23 protein-coding genes are annotated in these 23,680 nt (G+C 71.7%); 6 read left to right on the top strand and 17 right to left on the bottom strand.

The window, feature by feature from the left end:
* Window positions 1–124 precede the first annotated feature (124 nt).
* From K1T35_RS10330 to K1T35_RS10320, 3 genes are read left to right on the top strand one after another with little or no spacing between them, the layout of a single operon-like run.
* Window positions 125–1,699, top strand: a complete 1,575-nt coding sequence (locus K1T35_RS10330; RefSeq protein ID WP_220259940.1) for an FAD-dependent oxidoreductase — start codon at window positions 125–127, stop codon at window positions 1,697–1,699.
* A 20-nt stretch (window positions 1,700–1,719) separates the two neighbouring features.
* Entirely contained in the window at window positions 1,720–2,355 is a 636-nt protein-coding gene (locus K1T35_RS10325) for a Rid family hydrolase (protein WP_220259939.1), read from the top strand.
* 33 nt (window positions 2,356–2,388) lie between these two features.
* Window positions 2,389–3,180 (top strand): SAM-dependent methyltransferase, encoded by a 792-nt coding sequence (locus tag K1T35_RS10320; protein WP_220262508.1) that lies wholly within the window; start codon window positions 2,389–2,391, stop codon window positions 3,178–3,180.
* A gap of 104 nt (window positions 3,181–3,284) precedes the next feature.
* On the opposite strand, the gene K1T35_RS10315 is transcribed toward K1T35_RS10320, so the two are convergent.
* The 7 genes from K1T35_RS10315 to K1T35_RS10285 form a co-directional block, all read right to left on the bottom strand.
* Complete coding sequence (locus K1T35_RS10315) at window positions 3,285–4,070, bottom strand: LLM class flavin-dependent oxidoreductase (protein WP_220259938.1); 786 nt, start codon at window positions 4,068–4,070, stop codon at window positions 3,285–3,287.
* Window positions 4,071–4,166: 96 nt separating this feature from the next.
* On the bottom strand, window positions 4,167–4,559 hold the full coding sequence (locus tag K1T35_RS10310; protein ID WP_255622573.1) for a DoxX family protein: 393 nt from the start codon (window positions 4,557–4,559) through the stop codon (window positions 4,167–4,169).
* Entirely contained in the window at window positions 4,560–4,736 is a 177-nt protein-coding gene (locus K1T35_RS10305) for a hypothetical protein (RefSeq protein ID WP_220259936.1), read from the bottom strand.
* A 44-nt stretch (window positions 4,737–4,780) separates the two neighbouring features.
* Window positions 4,781–5,680, bottom strand: a complete 900-nt coding sequence (locus K1T35_RS10300; protein WP_220259935.1) for an RNA polymerase sigma-70 factor — start codon at window positions 5,678–5,680, stop codon at window positions 4,781–4,783.
* Window positions 5,677–6,864: an NAD(P)/FAD-dependent oxidoreductase gene (locus tag K1T35_RS10295; RefSeq protein WP_220259934.1), complete on the bottom strand. Its 1,188-nt coding sequence runs from the start codon at window positions 6,862–6,864 to the stop codon at window positions 5,677–5,679. Before K1T35_RS10295 ends, K1T35_RS10300 begins: the two co-directional genes overlap by 4 nt.
* 84 nt (window positions 6,865–6,948) lie before the next feature.
* The gene (locus K1T35_RS10290) at window positions 6,949–7,587 is read right to left on the bottom strand and encodes a 2'-5' RNA ligase family protein (protein ID WP_220259933.1); all 639 of its coding nucleotides are present in this window, start codon (window positions 7,585–7,587) and stop codon (window positions 6,949–6,951) included.
* A 181-nt stretch (window positions 7,588–7,768) separates the two neighbouring features.
* The gene (locus tag K1T35_RS10285; protein ID WP_220259932.1) at window positions 7,769–8,359 is read right to left on the bottom strand and encodes an HAD family phosphatase; all 591 of its coding nucleotides are present in this window, start codon (window positions 8,357–8,359) and stop codon (window positions 7,769–7,771) included.
* A 107-nt stretch (window positions 8,360–8,466) separates the two neighbouring features.
* On the opposite strand from K1T35_RS10285, the gene K1T35_RS10280 reads away from it, so the two are divergent.
* The gene (locus K1T35_RS10280) at window positions 8,467–9,594 is read left to right on the top strand and encodes an MFS transporter (protein WP_220259931.1); all 1,128 of its coding nucleotides are present in this window, start codon (window positions 8,467–8,469) and stop codon (window positions 9,592–9,594) included.
* Window positions 9,591–10,292, top strand: coding sequence for a PIG-L deacetylase family protein (locus K1T35_RS10275; RefSeq protein WP_220259930.1), 702 nt, complete (start codon window positions 9,591–9,593; stop codon window positions 10,290–10,292). The genes K1T35_RS10280 and K1T35_RS10275 overlap by 4 nt, the downstream gene beginning before the upstream one ends.
* On the opposite strand, the gene K1T35_RS10270 is transcribed toward K1T35_RS10275, so the two are convergent.
* A complete protein-coding gene (locus K1T35_RS10270) occupies window positions 10,250–13,078 on the bottom strand; it encodes a BTAD domain-containing putative transcriptional regulator (protein WP_220259929.1) in 2,829 nt (942 codons plus the stop codon). The two genes, K1T35_RS10275 and K1T35_RS10270, sit on opposite strands and share 43 nt — an antisense overlap.
* 99 nt (window positions 13,079–13,177) lie before the next feature.
* Between K1T35_RS10270 and K1T35_RS10265 the strand changes: the two genes are divergently transcribed.
* Window positions 13,178–14,224 (top strand): trans-aconitate 2-methyltransferase, encoded by a 1,047-nt coding sequence (locus K1T35_RS10265; RefSeq protein WP_220259928.1) that lies wholly within the window; start codon window positions 13,178–13,180, stop codon window positions 14,222–14,224.
* Between the two features lie 57 nt (window positions 14,225–14,281).
* Here the strand turns inward: K1T35_RS10265 and K1T35_RS10260 are convergent, their stop codons facing one another.
* The 9 genes from K1T35_RS10260 to K1T35_RS10220 form a co-directional block, all read right to left on the bottom strand.
* The gene (locus K1T35_RS10260) at window positions 14,282–14,611 is read right to left on the bottom strand and encodes an antibiotic biosynthesis monooxygenase (protein ID WP_220259927.1); all 330 of its coding nucleotides are present in this window, start codon (window positions 14,609–14,611) and stop codon (window positions 14,282–14,284) included.
* A gap of 93 nt (window positions 14,612–14,704) precedes the next feature.
* Window positions 14,705–15,217 (bottom strand): GNAT family N-acetyltransferase, encoded by a 513-nt coding sequence (locus K1T35_RS10255; RefSeq protein WP_220259926.1) that lies wholly within the window; start codon window positions 15,215–15,217, stop codon window positions 14,705–14,707.
* Complete coding sequence (locus K1T35_RS10250) at window positions 15,210–17,168, bottom strand: TIGR03960 family B12-binding radical SAM protein (RefSeq protein ID WP_220259925.1); 1,959 nt, start codon at window positions 17,166–17,168, stop codon at window positions 15,210–15,212. The genes K1T35_RS10255 and K1T35_RS10250 overlap by 8 nt, the downstream gene beginning before the upstream one ends.
* Window positions 17,169–17,291: 123 nt before the next feature.
* Window positions 17,292–18,068: a hypothetical protein gene (locus K1T35_RS10245; protein ID WP_220259924.1), complete on the bottom strand. Its 777-nt coding sequence runs from the start codon at window positions 18,066–18,068 to the stop codon at window positions 17,292–17,294.
* 38 nt (window positions 18,069–18,106) lie between these two features.
* Window positions 18,107–19,654, bottom strand: a complete 1,548-nt coding sequence (locus K1T35_RS10240) for a DHA2 family efflux MFS transporter permease subunit (protein ID WP_220259923.1) — start codon at window positions 19,652–19,654, stop codon at window positions 18,107–18,109.
* 192 nt (window positions 19,655–19,846) lie between these two features.
* Window positions 19,847–20,692: an ABC transporter permease gene (locus K1T35_RS10235; RefSeq protein ID WP_220259922.1), complete on the bottom strand. Its 846-nt coding sequence runs from the start codon at window positions 20,690–20,692 to the stop codon at window positions 19,847–19,849.
* Window positions 20,689–21,519, bottom strand: coding sequence for an ABC transporter permease (locus K1T35_RS10230; RefSeq protein ID WP_220259921.1), 831 nt, complete (start codon window positions 21,517–21,519; stop codon window positions 20,689–20,691). Before K1T35_RS10230 ends, K1T35_RS10235 begins: the two co-directional genes overlap by 4 nt.
* Window positions 21,516–22,439, bottom strand: coding sequence for an ABC transporter ATP-binding protein (locus K1T35_RS10225; RefSeq protein WP_220259920.1), 924 nt, complete (start codon window positions 22,437–22,439; stop codon window positions 21,516–21,518). The genes K1T35_RS10230 and K1T35_RS10225 overlap by 4 nt, the downstream gene beginning before the upstream one ends.
* Before the next feature lie 219 nt (window positions 22,440–22,658).
* Window positions 22,659–23,615, bottom strand: a complete 957-nt coding sequence (locus K1T35_RS10220; RefSeq protein WP_220259919.1) for a helix-turn-helix domain-containing protein — start codon at window positions 23,613–23,615, stop codon at window positions 22,659–22,661.
* Window positions 23,616–23,680 lie beyond the last annotated feature (65 nt).

Genomic DNA, 23,680 nt, shown 5'->3' with positions numbered 1-23,680 from the left:
TTCCGGTTCGGGTCGGCTGGCACCGGCCAAGTGGGAACGCACGCGCGCTCTCCCGCTCGCGCGGCGGCGAGACGTTGCGCCGGGTTATCCGATCCGTCGCAGCCGCTGCCCACGATCGGTGGCCGTGACCGTCACGCGCAGATCGTTCATGAAGGGCCTCGGCGCCACCGGGGGCGCTGGGATGATGTACGGGGCGATGGCCGCGGTGGGGCTCGCGCCCGCCGCCACGGCGGCGCCGTTCCGGCCACCGTCCGCAGGCGACCTCATCGGGCAGGCGCCCGGTCGGCATTCGGTCGTGATCCTCGGTGCCGGACCCGCCGGCCTCGCCGCCGCCTACGAGCTGGGCAAGGCCGGCTACGAGGTCACGGTGCTGGAGGCGCGCGGCCGCCCGGGCGGGCGGGTCTGGTCGGTGCGCGGCGGTACCGAGGAGACCGACCTGAACGGCGAGACCCAGCGGTGCACGTTCGCCGATGGCCACTTCATCAACATCGGCGCCACCCGCATCCCGCAGAGTCACATCACCCTCGACTACTGCCGCGAGCTGGGCGTCGAGCTCCAGGCGTTCGGCAACCAGAACGCCAACACGGTGGTCAACTACGCGAGTGACACCCCCCTGTCGAAGACATCGGTCACCTACCGCGCCGCGAAGGCCGACACATACGGCTACGTCGCCGAGCTCCTGCAGAAGGCGGCATCGCGCGGGGCGCTCGACGACGTGCTGAGCGCGGACGACAAGCACGCGCTCGCCGAGTTCCTCACCGAGTTCGGCGACCTCGGCTCCGACGGCCGCTACGTCGGCTCCACCCGCCGCGGCTACTCGAGCGAGCCCGGCGCCGGCACCGCATACGGCACCCAGCTGCCGCCGCACGGGATGTCCGACGTCATCCGCAGCGGCATCGGCCGCAACTTCGCCTTCGACTTCGAGTACGACCAGGCGATGCTCATGCTCACCCCGGTGGGCGGCATGGACCGCATCTACACCGCGTTCGTCGACCGGATCGGGTCCGAGAAGGTGCGGTTCGGTGCCGAGGTGACGGCGATGCGCAACGTGCCCGACGGCGTCACCGTCGAGTTCCGCCATGACGGGCGTGGCCAGTCGCTCACCGCCGACTACCTGATCTGCACGATCCCGCCGCACCTCGTGCCACGGCTCGCCCACGACCTGCCCGCAGACGTCGTCGCGGCGCTCGGGTCAGCAGGGCGCACGTCGTCGGGGAAGCTCGGGATCGAGTACTCGCGGCGGTGGTGGGAGACCGACGAGCGGATCTACGGCGGTGCCAGCAACACCGACAAGGACATCGCGCAGATCATGTTCCCCTACGACCACTTCCACTCCGACCGCGGCGTGGTGGTCGGCTACTACAACACCGGCCGCCGCCACCAGGCGTTCGAGTCGCTGACTCACCGGCAGCGCCTCGCGAAGGCTCTCGCGGAGGGCTCGGAGATCCACGGCGACAAGTACCGCAAGGACATCGTCTCGTCGTTCTCGGGCAGCTGGGCACGCACCCGCTACTCCGAGTCGGCGTGGGCCACCTGGGACCAGACCAGCCCCGAGTACCGGCTCCTCCTCCAGCCCGTGCAGCGCATCTACTTCGCGGGCGACCACCTGTCCAACGCCATCGCATGGCAGCACGGCGCCTTCACGTCGGCCCGCTCGGTCGTCGAGGCCATCCACACCCGCGTCGCCGGCACCAACTGACCCGTAGAAGGAGCCCTCACATGCGTATCTCCCACGCCCTGCCAGCAATTGCGCTCGTCGCAGGCTGTGCCGCAGGCCCCGCCGACGCCGCCCCGGCCGAGCCACCGTTCACGGCCCGCGCGGTCCTGCCGGACGGCGAGGCCAACCCGATGATCGCCCAGGGCGTCGCGCTCGGCGCCGGGGCGGAGATCTACAAGACCAGCGGGATCGGCCCGACCCAACTCAACGCGGCGGCGGCCGAGGGCACGCCGGAGGCGTTCATCGACACCGCGCAGTTCGCCGACGGCGTCCTCCCGGCCGGTGTGACCATCACCGAGGCGCAGGGCATGAACGTGCTGCGCGCCATCCAGGAGAACCTGGAACTGCAGGGCCTGCGGCTGGAGAACGTCACGACGATGCGGGTGTTCCTCGACAACGCCCCCGGCTCCGACCGCGCCGACTACGCCGGCTGGAACCGCGCCTACCGGCAGTTCTTCGCCAACACGAACCTGCAGAGCGGCGACACCGAGCTCGTGCCGATGGGCAGCGCGGAACCGTCGGCGCCGCTCGTGCGCAACCCGGCGCGCCCGAGCCGGTTCGCGCTGGAGGTGCAGAGCCTCCCCGTGCCGGGCTGGCTCGTGGAGGTCGAGGTGGACGCCGTGTTCTCACCCCGCTGATCTCGACGATGTCCGAGTAGCGTCCACCCCGTGATGCAGGCGAGCCGGATCGACACCACCATCCCGCACTCGGCGCGGGTGTGGAACTACTGGCTGGGCGGCAAGGACAACTACCAGATCGATCGGGACGCTGGCGATGACTTCGCCGCGAAGTGCCCGGAGATCATCCCCCTCGCCACGCTCTCCCGGCAGTTCCTCGTCCGCGCGGTGCGGTACCTGGTGACCGAGGCTGGGATCCGCCAGTTCCTGGACGTCGGCACCGGCCTGCCGACCATGGACAACACCCACGAGGTGGCGCAGCTGGCGGCCCCGGAGTGCCGCGTCGTCTACGTCGACAACGACCCGATGGTGCTGGCACACGCCCGCGCGCTCCTGGTGAACACCACGCCGCAGGGCGTCACCGCCTACGTCGCCGCCGACATGCACGAGCCCGACCAGATCGTGGGCGACGCGAAGAACATCCTGAACTTCACCGAGCCCATCGGCGTGCTGTTCATGGGTGTGCTCGGCCACGTCGCCGACTACGACGAGGCCCGCTCCATCGTCGCCACGGTCATGGGCGCCACCCCGTCCGGCAGCCACCTCACGCTGTGGGACGGCACCGACACCAGCGAGGACCTGGTCCGCGCCAACGCCGACTACGCGGAGACCGGCGGCGTGCCGTACATCCCGCGCAGCCCGGAACAGATCGACGGCTACTTCGATGGCCTCGAGAAGGTCGAGCCGGGCCTGGTTCCGGTCTCGCGGTGGCGGGCCGAGATCGCGGGCGGCGACGCCGACGCGGTGGAGGTCGCTGGATACGGCGCGGTGGCCCGCAAGCCCTGAGAGGTCGCGCGAACAGGCAGCCATCGGGTGGTCGAGTAGCGCCGGCCCGCCAGCGCTCCCCCGGTGGTCGAGTAGCGCCGGCATCTCGAATCGATCGCCGCGCTTCAGTTGCGCGGCCCGCGGCGGATCGACGCCCGAAGATCGTCGATCCAGTTGCCCTCCGGGAAGATGCCTTCCACGAGCCACGTCACGCCCGCCTGCATGTACTCGCGGGCAGGGACGCCGGCCGGGTGCACCGCGACCACGTCCCACGCGGGCGGCCGCTCGACCCCGTCGAGGTAGTCGGCGACCTGGTCCGGCGTGAGGGGCCCGTCCGCGGACAGCGGGACGAAGCCGTCCCAGCGGATCGCCCGGTCCAGCGGCCTGCGGTGCGGTCGCTCGCCCGCGACCCAGATGGGCGGGCGTGGATCCTGCACCGGCCGGGGGAGCAGTTCGGTGTGCACCTGGTAGTGCTCGCCGCCGTGGTCGACGGGGCCCCGCAGCAAGCCGTCCAGGACGGCCAGTCCTTCGTCGAGCAGGTCCGCGCGGTGGCGTGCGGCAGCCGGCTCCCCGAAGGCCCCGAACTCGGCGTCGGGCGGAGCGCCGAGACCCACACCCAGCACTGCCCGTCCGCCGCTGAGGTGGTCGAGCGTCGTGATCTCCTTGGCGACCTTCCACGGTCGACGCCGGGCCAGCGGGGTGACCATGGTGCCCAGGAGCACCCGCTCGGTCCGGACCGCCACGGCACCGAGCAGAACCCACGGGTCGTGCACGTTCAGCCGCAGCTCGGGCAGCCAGGTCATGTGATCCCAGAAGAAGACCCCGTCCCAGCCCGCCTGTTCGGCGTCGACGGCGAGCGAGACCAGGGCCTCCGGTGAGGAGAACGGAGGCAAGTTCACCGCGTATCGCATGGTTCCCCCTTACGTTCGTGAAGCTATCGGGTGAGCAGACGTGCCCACAACGGAGTTGACGGCGGGCACGAGCGCCTTGCCGACAGCCATGCAGCGCTACCCGTCGATCCAGCCGAGCTCGACCGCCCGCTCGTGCATGACGTCTTCGACCACGGGAAGCGTCAGCAATGAAACGACATACAGGACGACGAGGAGGCCCACCGCCATGGCCCAACCCCGGGGGCGGTTTCCCGGCAGATCGGTTCCGTCCCGGCGGAGCCGCGTTCCCGGGAGCCGGCGGTCGGCCGGCCTCAGCGCCCACGACGCGATACCGACGGCGGTGAACATGAGCGGCGCCGACCACGTCTCGAAACCGTCACCGGCCGACAGATGCGACGCCACGGCGCCCGACCACAGGAAGAAGGCGCCCGCGTACGCCCATTCCTTGAGCAGCGGGAGCCCGGGCACGATGATCGCGGCAGCCGCAGCGGCCTGCCACCAGCCGGAGATTTAGGCGAAGTAGTGCGGGTATCCCAGGTGGAGCATCTGGACTTCTATCCACTCGATCGTCAGAAGGTTCCAGACGGATCCGGCAGCCAACTCGAAGACGATGACGAACGTGGTGACCCAGAAGGCGATGGGGCGGATGCTGCTCCAGTCGCGGGCGTGTCGAGGAGTTTCGGTCATTCGAAGCGACATGGGACGAGTTCCTCCTTGCAGGTTGTCCGCGGCTACCGGCTGATCGTGCGTGGTATCGCGGCGGCGGCCAGCTTGTCCGGATTGCGGATGACGTAGAAGTTGGTGATCTTTTCCTCGTCGATCTCGATCAGGAAGACGCCTTCGATCCGGTCGGCGCTGTAGGCGACCACCGCGGGCGCGCCGTTGCAGGTCACCGTCTCGATCCGCAGGTCGGGCAGCACTTGCGGGCCCATTCGGAAGAGACCCACGACCATCGCGGCCACCTTGTCCGCGCCGACCACCGGGTGGCGGGCCGCTGTGGCCTTGCCGCCGCTGTCGGCCGTCCAGGTGGCGTTCGGCGCGAGAACCGCCAGCAGCCCCTCCAGATCACCGTTGGCGGCGGCGGTCATGAACCGCTCGGTGATCCTCGCGGTCTGCGCAGGGTCGAGCGGCCGGTACCGCTTGCGCCGCGCCCGCACGTGCTCGCGGGCGCGGTGCGCCACCTGACGCACCGTCACCACGGACTTGCCCACCGCGCCCGCGATGTCGTCGTAGTCGAAGCCGAACACCTCGCGCAGCACGAACACCGCTCGCTCATCCGGGCCGAGCGTCTCGAGCAGCACCAGCATGGCCATCGACACCGACTCGGCGAGCACCACATCGGCGGCACCATCGCGGCCGTCGAGCAGCAGCGGCTCGGGCAGCCACGGGCCGACGTAGTCCTCGCGGCGGCGGGCGCTCGCCCGCAGCGCGTTGAGCGCCTGACGGGTCACCACCTGCGCCAGGTAGGACTTGGTGTCGCGCACCGTCGCGAGGTCCACGTCGGCCCACCGCAGGTAGCTGTCCTGCAGCACGTCGTCGGCTTCGGTCGCCGAGCCGAGGATCTCGTAGGCGATGGTGAAAAGCAGCGGCCGCAGCAGGGTGAACCGCTCGGCGTGCTCGTCGGCGGTCACGGCTTCGTGGCCGCCGGCGCAACGAACGCCGGCCGCCCGGGACGCCTGCCGCCCTTGCGCCAGACGAAGGAACCAGGCTTGCGTGCTTCGTGACCGATCGCCCGCACCGTCTTCTTGCAGATCGCTTCCTTGATCGACGCACCCGTGCGGCCGCCGATGAAGAAGTTCAGCGGCGTGTCGTCCTTGCGGGCGAGCTGGAACGTCGCGGCCCGACGGCCGAGGCTGACACACGATGCCACGAACGCCTGGTCGATCGGGGCCGGTTCGCTTCCGGCGATGCGACTCAGCACGGTGTCGGCGGCCTGCGCCCCGAGCGGCCCGGCGGCCTGGCAGCTCATCCGCAGCGGCCGTCCCGACGGCGCCGCCGCGTCGCCGGCCGCGACGATGCGATCGTCGTCGACGCTGGTCAGCGTCTCGTCGGTGAGCAGCCGGCCCAGCGGGTCTGTGCGCAGGCCGCTGCGGGCGGCGATCTCGGGCACCCCGAATCCGGCCGTCCAGATGGTCACCGCGCTGGGCAGCACGGTGCCGTCGCCGAGCACCACGGAATCCGGCCGCACCTCCGCCACGACGGCTGTCTCGCGTACCTCGACACCATTGCGGACGAACCACTTGGCGATCGACCGCCTGCCCGGCTCGGACAGGGACGGGGCCAGCATCCCGCCACAGACCAGCGTGACGGTGCGGCCCTGTTCGGCCAGCTCCGCGGCCGTCTCGATCCCGGTGAGACCAGCGCCGACGACCGTGACGGGGGCGTACGGATCCAGTTCCCCGATCGCGTCGCGCAGCCGCTGCGCCTGCTCGAACTCCGCGATGGGCCAGGCGTGTTCGGCCGCTCCCGGCACCGAGGCCGGCGTGGCGCACGTGCTACCGACGGCGTAGATGACGTAGTCGTAGTCGAGCGCGCCACCGGATGCCAGCAGCACGGCGCGCGCGGCCGTGTCGATGCGGGTGGCGCTGTCGACCACCAGCCGGACGCCGTTGCCCAGCAACGTGCCGTAGTCGACCGTTGCGGTGCCGGTAGCGGCCACGAACTGGTGCAGCCGGATGCGTTCGACGAACCGCGGGCGCGGGTTGACGAGCGTGACGTCGACGTCGGCACGCATCAGCAGATGGTTGGCCGCGACCGTGCCGGCGTATCCGCCTCCGAGGACGACGACCCTCGTGGGGGTCTTGTGATCAGACATGCCCTCGGGACACCACCGATCACCGAGACGTGACGCGATATGACGTGCGTCACGCCAGTGAGACCGTGGAATCCCGGCTACGGGTCAGGGAAGCCGCCAGGTGTGCACGTGCTCCCAGGTGAGGGTGGTCCACCACCGCCCGGTCCAGTCGTCGCTGCGGGTGCGGTAGAGCGCGACGGCGTCCCCGGCGAATGCCGCGGGCGGCTCGACCGGCAGGCCGCGCAGGAACTCGCCCACCTCATCGACGAGGTCGGGCCGCACCATGAGGTCGTGGGAGGCCAGCGACAGGTGGGCGCGGAACCGCTCGCGGTCGAAGAGGTGCGGGTCGGGGTTGGGCGCGGGCGTGACGAGCGGGGCCACCGCGTCGTCGACGGCGGCCGCGAGCTCGACGAAGGCATCGTTCGGGCTGCCGTCGGGCAGGTGGTGGACGTCGTAGACGTAGCCGTGCCCCATCGGCACGATGCCCGAGTTGTGGACGGGGAACGCGCTCGACCCGGCCAGTGCGGCCGACACCGCCTTCACGACGTCGGCCGTCGGGACGTCCAGGTGCTGACTGCCCACCAACGTGGCGTGCGGCGGGAACGCGGCGGCCGACACCAGGCCGTACTGCGCGCGCAACTGGCCGGTCAGCTGCGTGACCGCCATGCAGGTGTGCGGATCCGGCCGCAGGTAGACGCCGAAGCGGTAGGGGTCGGCGGGCGCTGCCGCGAATCGCTCGCTCACCGAGGGATGTGGAACGTTCCCAGACATGATCGGGAACGTTCCACTATCGGGCGGCAGACCCACGTCAGCGGCGTAACAGATCAACGAACCCCCGATGCACAGTCGCCGCCAGACCGCGACTCGCGTACACCCAGACCCCGACTCGCGAAGGAGCGGAGCGACCCCGCCCGCCAGCGTTCGCTCACCGGCCCAGCGTGGCGAGTGCCGCCTCCGCGCCGGCCCAGACGTGCGCGTCCCAGCCGTGGGCCCGCGCCGCCTCGACGTTCTCCGGCTTGTCGTCGAAGAACACGACGTCGCCGGGCTCCGTGCCGTACACCGAGTCGGCGTGGGCGTAGATCTGCGGGTCCGGCTTGACGAGCGCGACCTCGGCCGAGAACACGAGATGGGCGATGCCTGCGCTCCACTGCGCCGCACGGACCGCCGTCGCGAGCGGGCCGGGGGCGTTGGACAGCACCCCGAGCCGCACTCCCCTGCCCTGCAGGTGTGCGAGGAGGTCCACGCTCACCCGCGGCAGCGTCGACCATTTGACCGAGTCCATCTCCGTGAGCCACCCCAGCAGATCCGGCTCGGGGGCGCGCCCGAGCGCCGCCAGCACGCCCGTCCAGTACTCCTGCGCGCTGCCACCCAGGTCGTAGGCCACCCGCCCGGACCAGTACGCAGGAATGAACTCGTCCACGGTGACGCCGAGCGCGGCCGACAGGCGCGGTATCACGCCGCCAGAGGGCACGAGTACTTCGCCGAGATCGAAGACAACGGTGCGGGAACGTTCCACACGTTTCACGGTAGCGGCAGCCCGCGGTGAGGGGTGTCAGCGCCGTGCCAGCGCGCTGTGAGCACGCAGCCGGATCCTCGGGGCCCACGACGAGCCCGGAGGACGAGATGCCTGTCAGCACGGTGAAGCCGAGAGCGGTCGCGCCGCTCGGGTTCGGCGCGTTCGCGATCGGCACGGACCTGTTCGTGGTCGCAGGCGTGCTTCCCGACCTCGCCGCCGACCTCGGGGTCACGGTCGGGACCGCCGGTCTGACCGTGACCGTCTTCGCACTGGCGTATGCGACGGGCGCACCCGTGCTGGGCGCCCTGCTCGCGGCCCGGCCCATGCGACAGGTGCTGATCGGCTCGCTGGTGCTGTTCACCGTGTGCAACGTGGTGTGCGCGCTCGCGCCCGGCCTCGGGGTGCTGCTCGCGGCCCGCGTCGTCGCCGCGCTCGCCGCGTCGGCCTACGTACCGGCCGCCGGGGCAGCGGCGGTCGCCGCGGCCCCCGCGAACCGGCGGGGTCGCGCACTCGGGGTGGTGCTGGCCGGCTCTGCGGTCGCGATGGTGATGGGCGCTCCGCTCGGTGTGCTGCTGGCGTCGCTGCTCTCGTGGCGGGCGGCGTTCGGGCTGGTCGCAGTGCTGGCGATGAGCACCGTCCTCGGCTTGCTGCGCAGCAGCCTCGGGTCCGATCCGCCGGCGCGGTCGACGCTCGTGGAGCGGCTGCGCCCGCTGCGCTCCCCCGCCGTCGCCGGGACGCTCGCCGTGACGTTCCTGGCGATGACCGCCTCCAACAGCAACTACACCTACGTCGCAGTGCTGCTGAGCGGGCCGGTCGAGCTGTACCTCGCGGTATTCGGGCTCGCCGGCGTGGCGGGGACCTGGTGGGGCGGTGCCGCGGTCGACCGCTACGGCAGCCGCCGGGTGGTCACGGCGATGCTGATCGTGCTGGGGACGGGACTCGCGACGCTCCCGCACGTCGCCGCCGAGACGGCACCGGCGGCCGTGGTCGCGTGGGGCTTCGCGGCATGGGGAGTCGTCTCGGCGCAGCACCACCGCGTGACCGGGATGGGACCTGCGCCGTTGCTGCTCGCACTGAACAGCTCAGCGATCCACCTCGGGTTCGCGACCGGCTCACTGCTCGGCGGTCGCGTCATCGACGGGGTGGGCGTCGGCTCGCTGTGGCTCATCCCGGTCATGTGCTGTGGCGCGGGCCTGGTTCTGCACGGGATCCTGGGACGGGAGGCGCGGTCATGATCACCGAGTTGGGCACGATCCTCGGGGTGTGGGCCCACCCCGACGACGAGGCGTACCTGTCCGGCGGGTTGATGGCGCTGGCCCGCGACGCCGGGTCGCGGGTGGTCTGCGTGACCGCCACCCGCGGCGAGCTCGGCACGCCCGACCCGGACGCCTGGCCGCCACGGCGGCTGGCCGAGGAGCGCACCGGTGAGCTGGCGCGCTGCCTCGAGATCCTCGGCGTCACCGAGCACCACTGGCTCGGGTACCGCGACGGCGGGTGCCCCGATGTCGCCCTGTCGGAGGCGGTCGCGCGGCTGTGCGAGCTGATCGATGAGGTCCGCCCGGACACCGTGCTGACCTTCGGCGCGGACGGCATCACCGGCCATCCGGACCACCAGACGATCTCCGCATGGACGACCAAGGCATTCGACCGTGCCGCCACGCCCGGCGCCCGGCTGTTGTACGCCGCGCTGTCGGAGCCGCGCATGAGGCGCTGGAAAAGCCTCGGCGACAGCCTCGGCATCTACCTGCCCGGTTACCCGGTCATCACCCCGGCCGACCGCCTCGCGGTCGACGTGGAGCTGGACGAGCACACCGCGAACCGCAAGGTCAGGGCGCTGGCGGCCCAGACGACGCAGACGGCAGGGCTCATCGCCGCGCTGGGCGTGGGCCGCTACACGGCATGGGTCGGCGCGGAGTCGTTCGCCACGGCCTGAAGGTTCCGCTCGATGGCCCGCCGCGCCACCTCGAGCACCTCGGCGCGGTCGAGAACCGGCGTTCCGGGGACGAGCGGTGGCGGCGGCACGGCCGCGGGGGCGTCCGGCGCGTCGGCGGCCGCGGCGACGAGCAGCGCCGCCGGTTCGTCGTCGCCGAGCGCGCGCAGGAGGCCTGCGAGATCGCGCAGGGTGGCCCAGAGGTGGGTCCAGTTGCCGGTGCGGGCGAAGTAGTCGATCACCTCGCGGTAGCCGCGCAGCGCGTCGCCGATGCGGCCTGCGCCGGCCCGCACCGTCAGCAGGCCCACGGTCGCGACGCCGACGAGGAAGGTCGCGCCCGACCTGCGTGCCAGCTCGATGGCGCTGAGGTAGTGCCGTTCGGCGAGGTCGTTGTGGCCGGTGCGGCTCTCGATCTCCCCGGACACGTAGGCGATCCAGGCACGCTCCGATGGCGACGTCGCCCCGCCGCGTCCCCGCTCGATCAGCACCCGTGCCGTGTCATCATCGCCCGCGTAGACGCTCGCGAGTGCAGCCCCGCCGAGTGCCTCGGAAGCCCGGCGAGGGAGCGCGGTCGCGGCGAGGCAGCGCTCGACGACCTCGGCGTACGCCCCGCGGGCCAGCGCCGCCCACGCCAGCGGGATCAGGCAGAACCACCTCCCGGCGTCATCGGTCGCCCGCTCCAGCCCGGCGCGGGCGAGCCGCTCGACCCGCGGGTGGTCGCCGCGGAGGTACGCGGCCTCCGCTGCCGTGCCGAGGACGGCGGCCGCGTTCGGGTGGGCGGCGATCGCCGGGTCGTCGGCCAGCTCCTCCGCCCAGCCACGCAGCTCGATGAGATCGCGGTAGCTCATCGCCTCGTACAGCGCGGTGACCATCGCGGTGGCGTCGTCGAGCCGCCCCCGGCTGCGCGCCAGCCGCCACGCGGCGCGCAGGTTCGGCAGGTCGCGCCGCAGGACGGTGTCCGCATCGGGTTCGCGCTCGGTGCTCATGACGGTCCCGATCCAGTCGGCCAGCTCGACGGCCCAACGGACGAAGCGCTCGCCTGCAACCTCGTCCTCACCGGCCTCCGCGAGGCGGTCGAGGCCGTACGCCCGCAGCGTCTCCAGCATGCGGTACCGGGTGGCCCCTTCGAACGCGACATCGATCATGGAGGCGTCGACGAGGTGGGCGAGGGCGGTCCCGGGATCGGGACGCAGCCCCATCTCGGTGCCGATCCGCTCGGCGGTCTCGAGGTCGACGCCGTCGACGAACACCGACAGCTGCCGGAACAGCCGCCGCTCGTCGTCGGTGAGGAGGTCGTAGGACCATTCGACGGTCGCGCGCAGGGTCCGGTGCCGCGCGTCGGCGGTCGGCCGGCTGCCGCCGAGCAGGTCCAGCGAGCGATCGAGCCGCCGGTGCAGGTCGGTGAGCGAGAAGGTGGACAGCCGGCCGGCGGCGAGCTCGATGGCGAGCGGCATCCCGTCCAGGCGCCGGACTATGTCGGCGACGGTGCGCAGCTCCGCAGGCGTCGGCGCGGGGCCGGGGCGGACCCGGGCGGCCCGGTCGAGGAACACCGCGACGGACGGGACGTGCGAGAGGTCGCGGTCCGAACCGGGCAACGGGAGCGGGGCGAGCCGGAAGGTGTACTCGGCGGCCAGCCCGAGCCGCTCGCGGCTGGTGGCCAGGATGCGCAGGTCCGGGCAGCCGGCCAGGAGCACCTCGACGGTGTCGCGGATCGCGTCGACCAAGTGCTCGCAGTTGTCGATCACGAGCAGGCCTGCGCGGTGGGCCAGCACGGAGACGCACGCCGTGAGGACGTCGCCCCGCACCACGTTCAGGTTGAGGGCCGCGGCCAGCGCGTGCGGGATCGCTCCCGGATCGTTGACCGGCGCCAGCAGTAGCACGGTCGACGCGTCGCTCCGCCCGGCCACCTCGAGCGCGACCCTGGTCTTGCCGACGCCGCCGGGTCCGACGATCGTGACGAGCCGCTCGCCCGGGAGCGTCCGTTCCAGCGCCGCCACCTCGTCATCGCGACCGATCAGCCGGGTCGTGGGCCGCGCCGGTGCGTCGGGCCGGGTCGGCGCAGGGCCGGCGGAGCCGCCGGCGATGTCGCGCTCGAGCTCACCGAGCGCCGGTGACGGGTCGAGGCCCGTCTCGTCGGCCAGCCGCCTGCGGAACTCGCGTGCGGTGTGCAGCGCCGCGGCCGCCCGGCCTGCCGCTGCCAACGCGCGCATCAGCAGCAGGACCGCGGGTTCGCGCAGCGGATCAGCCGCCAGTGCTTCGGCGGCGAGGCCACAGACCTCGGCGCCCCTGCCCGCGGCGATCCCGGCGGCGATCAGGGCGTCGGTGACGTCCCGCTGCAGCTGCGCGCAGCCGTCGACCGCGGTGGCGATCGGGGCGACGTCCGTGAGGTCGGCGAGCACCGGCCCTCGCCACAGTCCGTGGGCCTCGCGGAGCGCGGCGAACGCGTCGTGATTGGTGCGCGCCTTCGCCAGCAGGGCTCGGGCCTGTGCCACGTCCAGCTCGTCGGCGGTGAGGTCGAGCCGGTAGCCGTCGTGCCTCGTCTGCAGCCGGGCGGCCGCCGTTCCGAGGTGGGCACGCAGCCGGGAGATGTGCGTGTGCAGGGCCTGGCGCCCCGACTCCGGCACCTCGAACGGCCACAGCGCGTCCCGGAGGTGATCGATCGTGACGATCCGTCCCTCGGCGAGCGCGAGCAACGCCAGCACCGCGCGCCGCTTCGGCCCGGGCACGTCCACGGGGACCCCGTCGACGACCAGCCGCAGCGGCCCGAGCACCTCCACCCGCACGCTCACCAGGGCAAGCATGCCGTGTCAGCGCGGAGAAAGCGCGTGCGCGAGCCGAGACAGCGGACGCGCCGACCCTTCCTCGTACCGAAGCAGGAAGGAAAGAGCATGGATCAGGACAAGCTGAACGAGTTCCTCGGGCGGGTCATCACCGACTTCTCGGCGGTCGGTGCCGCCGGTCTGACCGTGGTCGGCCACCGGCTCGGCCTCTACCGCGCGCTCGCGCAGGGCCCGGCCACGCCCGAGCAGCTCGCCGAGCGCACCGGCTGCAACTGGCGCTACCTCACCGAGTGGCTGCGCGGCCAGGCCGCGGGCGGGTACGTGAACTACGACCCGGCGACAGGCGAGTTCTCCATGACCGAGGAGCAGGTGTTCTGCCTGGCCGACCCGAACGGCCCCAACCTGCCTGCTGCGTTCCTCGTCGGGCTGGGTTATCTGCGCGCCGAGCCCCGCATCACCGAGGCCTTCCGCACCGGCGAGGGCATCGGATGGCACGAGCACCACGAGGACGTGCACGTCGGGGTCGACGCGTTCTTCCGACCCGGCTACGAGGCGGCACTGGTGCCGGAGTGGATCCCCGCACTGGACGGGGTCGAGGCGAAGCTCGCCGCCGGGGGTCGGGTCGCCGACATCGGGTGTGGGCTCGGCTCCTCCTCGGTGCTCATCGCGCAGGCCTACCCGACGACCACCATCGTCGGCTCGGACTACCACGCCGAGTCGATCGAACTGGCGCGCAAGAAGGTCGCCGAGGCCGGGGTCAGCGACCGGGTGGGCTTCGAGGTGGCAACCGCACAGACGTTCACCGGCTCGAACTACGACCTCGTGACGATGTTCGACGCCCTGCACGACATGGGCGACCCGCTCGGTGCCGCCAAGCGGATCCGGGAAGCGCTTGCCCCCGACGGCACGTGGCTCCTGGTCGAGCCGTACGCGTCGGACAAGATCGAGGAGAACTTCAACCCGGTGGGCCGGCTGTACTACAACGCGTCCGTGTTCCTCTGCACGCCGAACGCGTTGTCCCAGTCCGGGGGCTACGCGCTGGGCACGCAGGCGGGTGAGACCGCGATCCGCCAGGTGATCACCGATGCCGGGTTCACCCGGTTCCGGCGCGTCCTGCAGACCCCGTTCAACCTCGTCTACGAGGCCAGGCCGTGAGCACGTGATCCGCGGCGCCGGTCGTCCATGGTCGTGAAGCCCGTGAGCGGCCGGCGGCTACTGCGGAGGCCCGACGGACGCCGTCCGGGCGCCACGCCCTTCGGTCACCACCTCGTACCAGGTCATCTCGCTGCGGCCCTCCTGCAGGCCGTCCATCCGCTTGCGGGACTCGACGAACCGCTCGTCCTCGTGCCATGCCTCCCAGTCGGCCCGGCTCTCCCAGGTGCCGATCACCGCCCGCCTGTTGTGCCCCTCGAGCGGGATCAGCAGCTGGCCACCGACCCAGCCGCGGCGCCCGCTCGCTGCCTCCAGACGCTCGCGCATTGCGGCGTCCCACTCGGGCTCGCAACCGGTCTTCAGCGTGACCTGGGTGACGACGGTCATCATGTGCGCACCATCCTTCTGGCTCGGCTGGTTCCGGTTACCACGGATGCGCACCCGTCAGTCGTCACCCGCCCAGGTCCAGCGCGCGCTGGGAGGTCAAGCGGGCGGGAGGGTGGACGGGTCGAGCATCAACAGCCCCTCCCCCGCGGGGGCGAACCCGGCCCGGCGGTAGAACGGCGAGCTGCCCGCCGTCGGCGCGAGGAGGAGGCGGCGGTACCGCCGGGCCTTCGCGTGCGCGACCACGGCCTCGAGCAGCGCCGCCGGCACGCCGCGGTCGGCGAAGGAGGCGAGCACGAACGCGTTGCCCACGTGCCCGATCCGCCCGCCCCTGGCGCCCGGCCGCGGCATGTGGACGACCTCCAGCACGTTGATCGAGCCCACCGCCGTGTAGCCGCTGCGCGGCGACCCCACCTCCGCGATCCAGAACGTGCGCCGTGGCAGCTCCACCCGCCACCACTGCGCGAACGACGCCTCGAAACCCGGGTCCTCGACCGGGTAGCCGAGGCGCTCCTCGAGCCAGGCGCGGCGCAGCCCAGCGAGCGCACCGAGATCGCGCTCGTCGGCCACGCGGATGGCGACCTGTTGCCCGAAGTCGGCGACCTCAGCCACCTGCGCCCGCGTTCCCCCTCGTCAAGGGACTCACCACAGTCAGCGGCAGTAGCGTGGTGCCGCTCGGGCCGACCTCGATGTCGGTGCCGGTTGCCGGGCACACGCCGCAGTCGAAGCACGGGGTCCACCGGCAGTCGTCCTGCTCGCGGGCGGCGAGCGCGTCCTGCCAGTCGTCCCAGAGCCACTCGCGTTCCAGCCCGGAGTCGAGGTGGTCCCACGGGAGCACCTCGGCGCGGTCACGCTCGCGGGTGGTGAACCAGGCCAGCGAGACGCCGACGGGCTCCAGCTCCGCCGAGCACGCCTGCACCCAACGCTCGTAGGAGAAGTGCTCGCTCCAGCCATCGAACCGGCCGCCCTCGCGCCACACCCGCTCGATCACGCGCCCGACGCGCCGGTCGCCACGGGCGAGCAGTCCTTCGATCAGCGAGGGCTCGCCGTCGTGGTAGCGCATCCCGACGTTGCGGCCCAGCTTGCGGTTGCTGTTGACCTTCTCCCGCAGCTTGCGCAGCCGCGAGTCGATCACCTCGGGCGAAGCCTGCGCGGCCCACTGGAATGGGGTGTGCGGCTTGGGGACGAACCCGCCGATCGAGATCGTGCAGCGCACGTCGTTGCGGCCGGACGCCTCCCGGCCCGCGCGGATCACGTTGTGCGCCATGTCCGCGATCTGCAGGACGTCCTCGTCCTCCTCGGTGGGCAGGCCGCACATGAAGTAGAGCTTCACCTGCCGCCAGCCCTGCGCGAACGCCTCCGAGACGGTGCGGATGAGGTCCTCCTCCGACACCATCTTGTTGATCACGCGCCGGATCCGCTCCGACCCGCCCTCCGGCGCGAACGTGAGCCCGGAGCGGCGACCGTTGCGGGAGATCTCCTTGGCGAGGTCGATGTTGAACGCATCGACGCGGGTGCTCGGCAGCGAGAGCGAGGTGTTGGTGCCCTCGTAGCGGTCGGCCAGGCCCTTGGTGATCTCGGCGATCTCGGAGTGGTCGGCGCTGGACAGCGACAGCAGCCCGACCTCGTCGAAGCCGCTCGCGCGCACCGAGGCGTCGACCATCTCGCCGATGCCCCGCAGCGACCGCTCGCGGACGGGCCGCGTGATCATCCCGGCCTGGCAGAACCGGCAGCCGCGGGTGCACCCGCGGAAGATCTCCACGCTCGCCCGCTCGTGCACCGTCTCGGCCAGCGGCACGAGCGGCTGCTTCGGGTACGGCCATGCGTCGAGGTCGGTGGTGGTGCGCTTGGTGACGCTGCGCGGCACCCGCTCGTCGACGGGCCGGACGGCGGCGATCGCGCCGTCTGCGCCGTAGCTCACCTCGTACAGCGAGGGCACGTAGCAACCGTCGACGGCGGCCAGCCGCAGCAACAGCTCCCGCCGCCCGCCGGGACGGCCGGCGGCCTTCCATGCCTTGACGACGTCAGTGATCTCGCCGACCACCTCCTCACCGTCACCGATCGCCGCGACATCGACGAAATCGGCTATCGGCTCAGGGTTGAACGCCGCATGGCCCCCTGCGACCACGACCGGGTGATCGATCCCCCGATCGACGGCGTGCAGCGGGATGCCCGCGAGGTCGAGCGCCGTGAGCAGGTTGGTGTAGCCGAGCTCGGTGGAGAAGCTGACCCCGAGCAGGTCGAACGCGTCGAGCGGCCGGTGCGAGTCGACGGTGAACGCGGGGACGCCGTGCTCGCGCATCAGCGCCTCGAGGTCGGGCCAGACCGCGTAGCAGCGCTCCGCGAGCGCGTCGGAGCGCTCGTTGAGCAGCTCGTAGAGGATCATGATGCCCTGGTTGGGCAGTCCGACCTCGTACGCGTCGGGGTACATGAGCGCCCACCGGACGGCGGCGGCCTCCCAGTCCTTCACCTGCGCGTTCAGCTCGCCGCCGACGTACTGCACCGGCTTCGAGACGCGCGGGAGCAGCGGCTCGAGGTCCGGGAAAATCGACGGTGCCGTCATGTTTGCCCAGGGTAGCCCCGCGCGGAGCGCGGCCGACTCGCGGCCGTCACGCACGAGGATTGGCATTGCACGAACGGCACCCTCGTCCGATAGGTCTGGACGAGAGTGCCGTTCGTCCGACGTTCAGCCCCAAGCGGCGCGCACCGGGAAACCCGCGGTGCTGATCCGCCGCGCCGTCGCCCCGAGGACGACCACGATCGCGATCGCCCCTGCGACCACGACCCCGGCAGGCGGGTCGTTCAGCGCGATGCCCACGATCGCCCACACCGCGCCCACCGCGAACGGCACCACCGCGGTGCCCGACAGCACCGCCCACGACACCGTGGCGGTGACGGCGAGGAGCACCACGACCGCGGCGATCGCGGCCAGCGCCCCGGTGCCGGGCAGCCCGATCCACACCCCGGTGGCCGCGGTGCCCATCGGCGTGGCCATGGACACCCAGCCCGCGTAGAGCGCGACGGTGCCGCGCGCGACGACGCGTTCCACCACGCCTTCGGCGGGTATCCGGCAGTACCGCCCGAACACGAGGGTGATGGTCACCAGCAGCCCGATGAGCATCAGCTGCGCGAGCGGCAACCAGCCTGCGCCGAAGGACAGCACAAAACCGATGTTGAACACGGCCGAGGCCGCCATCCACCAGCCCGTGGCGCGGTGGACGTAGCGGGCGCGTTGCCCCGGCAGCGCCTGGAAGGCGGCATAACCGAGGAACCCGACGTAGATCGGCAGCCACACCGCGAACGCCCAGCCGGCCGCGAGCAGCGGGCTGGGGTACTCGCGCGCGACCGCTCCGAGCGCACCGCCGGCCACCGCCGCGACCACGACCTGCGCGATCGCGAGCAGCGCCACCACGACGTTCCGTACGAGATCGGTCCGGGTGGAGCCCGGCGAGAGGACCGTCATGCCGCCATTGTCCCTCTCCCCGGGCAGTGCTCCACGCACTATGCGCGAGCGGGTGAGCGAACTTCTCGTGGCGTGCTCTCCAACCCGGAACACAGCAGCGCGGCCACGACGAGCGCCACCGCCGCGACCAGCAATGTCACCTGCATCGCGCTCACGAACCCGGCTGCGAATGCCTCGTAGCCGATCCGTTCGGCGAGTGCGGTGTCGCCTTCCCTGAAGGCCGGCGGGCTGAACTGCCGGGCCGCATCCACGGTGGACTCGACGAACGACGTGCGCAGTTCGGCGGGCAGCACCCCAGCCCGTTGCTCGGCCTCGTACCGCACGGCCGAGCCCGCGGTCGACGACAGGATGGCGCCCAGCGCCGCGGTGCCGAGCACGCCGCCGATCTGCCGCGTGGTGCCGGAGACCCCCGCTGCCGCCCCGGCGAGCCGCGCCTCGACGCCGGCCATCGTGACCGCCTGCAGGGGCGCGAACGTCGCGCCGCTGGCGATGCCGATGATCACCAGGCCGGGCATGAGCTGCCACGCGGTGGCGTCGGGACGCACCGCCAGCACGATGACCGCCAGTCCGAGCGCGAGTGCTGCGAGCCCGGCGGCGAGGACGCCCTTCCCGCCGACCCGGTCCGACAGCCTGCCCGCGTACGCCGAACCGATCGCCGTGAGGACGGCACCCGGCAGCAGCACCAGCGCCGTCTGCAGCGGCGAGTACCCGAGGACGTTCTGCAGGTACAGCACGAGCACCAGCGCGATGCTGATCATCCCGAGCTGGAAGACGAAACCGATCGCGTTGCCGAGTGGGAAGCTGCGTTCGGCCGTGAACAGTTCCAGCGGCATCAGCGGCTCGCGACGCTGGACGTGTTGCCAGCCGACGAACAGGGCGACGAGCACGATCCCGGCGACGATGCTCGCCGCGATGGTCGTCCCCCAGCCGAGGCGCTCGCCCTCGATGAGGCCGAAGACGATGCCGCCCAACCCCGCGGTGGCGAGCCCCACGCCTGTGAGGTCGAGGCCGTGCCGCCGCTGCGGGCGCAGATCCGGGACGAACACCGCGGCCAGGATCACGGTGAGCACCCCGATGGGCAGGTTGACCAGGAAGATCCAGCGCCAGCCGAGGTGGGCGAGCACGAACCCGCCGACGATCGGGCCCACAACCGGCGCGAATCCCACGATCGCGCCGAAGACCCCGAACGCCCGACCTCGAAGCTGGGGCGGGAAGACGGTCAGGATCGTCGAGATCACCTGCGGGAAGAGGATCGCCGCGCCCACGCCTTGCAGCACGCGCGCCGCGAGCAGCTGCGCCGGCGAGCCGGCAAGCCCGCAGAGCGCCGACGCCACGGTGAAGGTGGCGACTCCGGCCACGAACAGGCGCTTGTACCCGAGGATGTCTCCGAGCCGCCCGGTGGTGATCAGCAGTACCGAGAAGACGAGCAGGTAGGCGTCAATGATCCACAGCACCTGGTCGTAGGACGCATGGATGCTGCCGATCAGCGTCGGGACGGCGATGGTGACGATGCTGCCGTCCAGCAGCGCCATGAAGAAGCCGATGCAGAGAATGCCGAGAACGAACCACGGCCGTTTCGGGGACATCACAGAACACCCTTTCGGGATGTGCGTGTGACTCCCACCTTTTCGTGCCATCGGACACGGGAAAGCTGATCGGCGAGGCTCAGGGCCCACGGTGAGATATCGCGGCGAAGGCTACCACTCCTGAACGCGCGCCAGCTGTGGTCCTCACAGGCCCCAGGGACCCTGCGAAGACCGCAGTCGGCGCGCCGAGCGCTATCGAAGCAGCAGCGCGTCCAGCCGTCGGGCCGCCACGACCACCCCGACCGCGATCATCACCGCGAAGTAGGCCAGGTGGCCCAGCATCCCGGTGTGCACGGCGCCCGTGGTGAGCCCGCGCATCAACTCGACCGCGTGGTAGAGCGGCAGGCACTCCACCACGATCTGCAGCCACCGGGGGTAGACCGAGAGCGGGTAGAACGTGGTGGAGAACAGGAACATCGGCAGCACCACGAGCGTGACCAGGTCGAAGTCCTGCCAGGACCGCATGTACGAGGTGGCGGCCATGCCGACGGCCGCGAACGCGAACGCCACCATCAGCGCCGCCGGGAGCGCCAGCAGCGCCCACGGCGAGACGAGCAGCCCGAACCCGCCCATGACGGCGAGGAACCCGAGCGAGTAGAGGCCGCCCCGGATCAGGGCCCAGCCGATCTCACCGAGTGCGATGTCGACCGGGCCGAGCGGGGTGGCGAGCATCGCATCGTAGATGCGGCCGTACTTGAGCTTGAAGAACACGTTGAAGGTGGAGTCGAATACCGCGCCGTTCATCGCCGACGCCGCCAGCAGGCCGGGCGCGATGAACGCGGCGTAGCTGATGGGTGATCCGTCCGGGCCGGGAAGGACGCCGACCATGGAACCGAGGCCCTGCCCCATCGCGAGCAGGTAGAACACCGGCTCGAAGAATCCCGACACGAACGCGAGCCATGCCCTGCGCGACGCGGTGGCCGAACGTATCAGCAACGCGTGCGACCGGCCCGCGTAGCTACCGGCCGGCACCAGGAGCCGCACCAGCGCTACCGAGGACGCCGCAGACCTCGCGGCCGGCTCGTGGACCGCGGTCATGGCTGAAGCCTTCTGGTGAACAGCCGGGCGGCCAGTGCCGCACCGAGCACGATCAGCGCGAGCAGGTAGGCGACGTGGCCGAGCGCGGCCAGCGGCTGCCACCGGTCGAGCGCGGCGGCACGCGCGATCTCGGTGCCGTGCCACAGCGGGGACACCCACGCCAGCGGCTGCACCCAGCCCGGCAGCCGGTCGACCGGGAAGAATGTGCCGGAGAACAGCGTCATCGGGATGACGACGAACCGGAACAGCACGCTGAACGCCGTGCCCTCGTTCTCCACGCTGGCGGAGAACGCCGTGACCGGTGCCGCGACCGCGGCACCGGTGAGCACGGCGACGAGGAGCGCCACCACGATGCCGGGGCTCGCCACCCCGCCGAACACCGCGATCACCCCGACGTAGACCGCGCCGGTGCCCGCGATCTTCAGCGCCACCCACGCGATGAGGCCCAGCGCGACCTGGCCCGGCGAGACCGGGCCCGCCGTCATCGCGTGGAAAACCCGATTCCACTTGAAGCCGGACAGCACCGGGTAGGACGACTCGAACGCGGCCGTCTGCACCGCCGACACCGCGAGCAGCGCAGGCGCGAGCCACACCAGGTACCCGACCCCGCCGGTGGCTGCCGCGGCCCCTGCCCCGCCCTGCACCAGCGCCCCGAACCCGACACCGAACGCCAGCAGGAACAGCAGCGGCTGCAGGACCGACGACACCACGGTGGCCCGCCAGTTGCGCCGATACCAGACCCAGCAGTGCTCGACGACGAGCAGCACGCCCCGCGCCGCGCCCGGTGCCCGGCCTGCGGACCGTGTGACGACCACGGGAGCGCTCATTCGACGAGGCTCCGGCCGGTGAGCCGGAGGAACACGTCCTCCAGCGAGGAGCGACGCACCAGCGCCGACAGCGGATGGTGGCCGGCCTGCGCCACCGCGGCCTGCGCGTGCTCACCATCGGCGGTGTAGAGCAGCAGCCGGTCGGGCAGCGCCTCCACCCGCTCGACGTGCGGCGCGAGATCTTCCGCCGACGGCGCCTCGCCCGGCGGGAAGCGCAGTTCGAGGACCTCCCGCGTGGAGTAGCGCTCGATCAGCTCCGCGGGTGAGCCCGTCGCCACGATCAGCCCGCCGTCCATCACGACGAGCCGATCGCACAGCTGCTCGGCCTCGTCCATGTAATGGGTGGTGATGATCTGGGTGACGCCCTCGCGCTTGAGCCGGTAGAGCCGCTCCCACAACAGGTGGCGGGCTTGTGGGTCGAGCCCGGTGGTCGGCTCGTCGAGCAGCAGCAATTCCGGCTCGTTGACCAGCGATCGTGCGATGGTGAGCCGGCGCTTCATCCCGCCCGAGAGCGGTTCGACTTCGTCGTCGGCACGCTCGGCCAGCTGGACGAACTCCAGCAGCTCCGCCGCCTTGGCCCGCACGTTGGCCCGGGACAGGCCGAAGTAGCGCCCGTAGACCTCCAGGTTCTGCCGGACGGTGAGCTCCTGGTCGAGGTTGTCCAGCTGCGGCACCACCCCGATCCGGGCGCGGATGCGCGGCCCGTCGACCGAGGGGTTCATCCCCAGCACCTGCAGCTCGCCGCCCGAGCGCGGAGAGACGCACGCGATCATGCGCATGGTGGAGGACTTCCCCGCGCCGTTGGGCCCCAGGAAGCCGAACACCTCACCACGCGCGACATCGACGTCGATGCCGCGCACGGCCTCGAACGCACCGAACCGCTTGCGCAGCCCGCGCGCCTGCACCAGTCCGTCCCCCACGACCCAGCACGCTAGCCGGGTTCCCCGACAGAAAGCGTGGACGTTTCGGATGCTCGAGAGCGAGCCACCGCGCTCCCGGTGGTCGAGTAGGGACGGCGCCCCAGCGCCGGCCCGTATCGAGACCACATGCCGGTCTCGGTGCTGGTGGCCTCGATACGCGCCGGCCCTGACGGGCCGGCGCTACTCGACCACAGGAAGAGGGGCCGGCGGATACCGCTCCTAAGCCGCCGGGCGGGACCCTCCGTGGAAGGAGCGGCGGTAGGCGTCCGGCGGAACGCCGACGGCGCGGTGGAAGTGCCTGCGCAGCGTGGCGGCCGTGCCGAGGCCCGTGCGCGCGGCGACCTGCTCGACGCCGAGGTCGGTGGTCTCGAGCAGCTCCTGCGCGCGGTGCACCCGCTGGGTCAGCAGCCACTGCAGGGGCGTGGTGCCGGTGGCTGCCCGGAACCGCCGGGTGAGCGTGCGCTCGCTCATGCGGGCCGCGCGGGCCATGTCCGTGACGGTCAGCGGCTCGTCGAGGCGCTCCGTGACCCAGCCGAGCAGCGCACCCAGCCCGCCGTCCACGGTGGACGGGACGGGCGCCGGGATGAACTGGGCCTGTCCGCCCGCCCGGTGCGGTGGCACGACGAGGCGGCGAGAGAGCGCGTTGGCCACGGCACTGCCGTGATCGGTCCGGACGAGGTGCAGGCACACATCGAGGCCTGCGGCCTTGCCTGCCGACGTGAGCACGTCGCCGTGGTCGATGTAGAGCACGTCCGGGTCGACCTGCACCCGCGGGTGGCGGCGGGCCAGCAGCTCGGCGTGCATCCAGTGGGTGGTGGCCCGTCTGCCGTCGAGCAGCCCCGCCGCCGCGAGGACGAAGGCGCCGGTGCAGATCGACGCGATCCGCGCACCGGCTTCGTGCGCGGCACGCACGGCGTCCACCAGGTCGGCGGGCGGGGGCTGCTCGACGTCATGGCTCCACGGCACGATCACGGTGTCGGCCGTGATGACCCGGTCGAGCCCGTACGGCGTGCTCACCTGGAACCAGCCACCGATACGCGCCCCCGCCGACGCGCAGACCACGAAGTCGTACCAGGGGTCTGCGAGGCCCGAGCGGTGCATCCCGAAGACGTCGTGGGCGATGGCCACCTCCAACATCGATTTACCTCCGGCCACGGCGAGGGCGACGGTGTGCATGTCCGGAACTGTACGCATGTTGGCGTTCCCGTCACTCGTGGAGCGATCCGCGACGGCGCAGCATC

Origin of the sequence: Pseudonocardia sp. DSM 110487, from assembly GCF_019468565.1 — a bacterium.
Lineage (GTDB): Bacteria > Actinomycetota > Actinomycetes > Mycobacteriales > Pseudonocardiaceae > Pseudonocardia.
The sequence above is the reverse complement of the archived record's forward strand: the minus strand, read 5'-3'. Positions and strand labels throughout refer to the sequence as shown.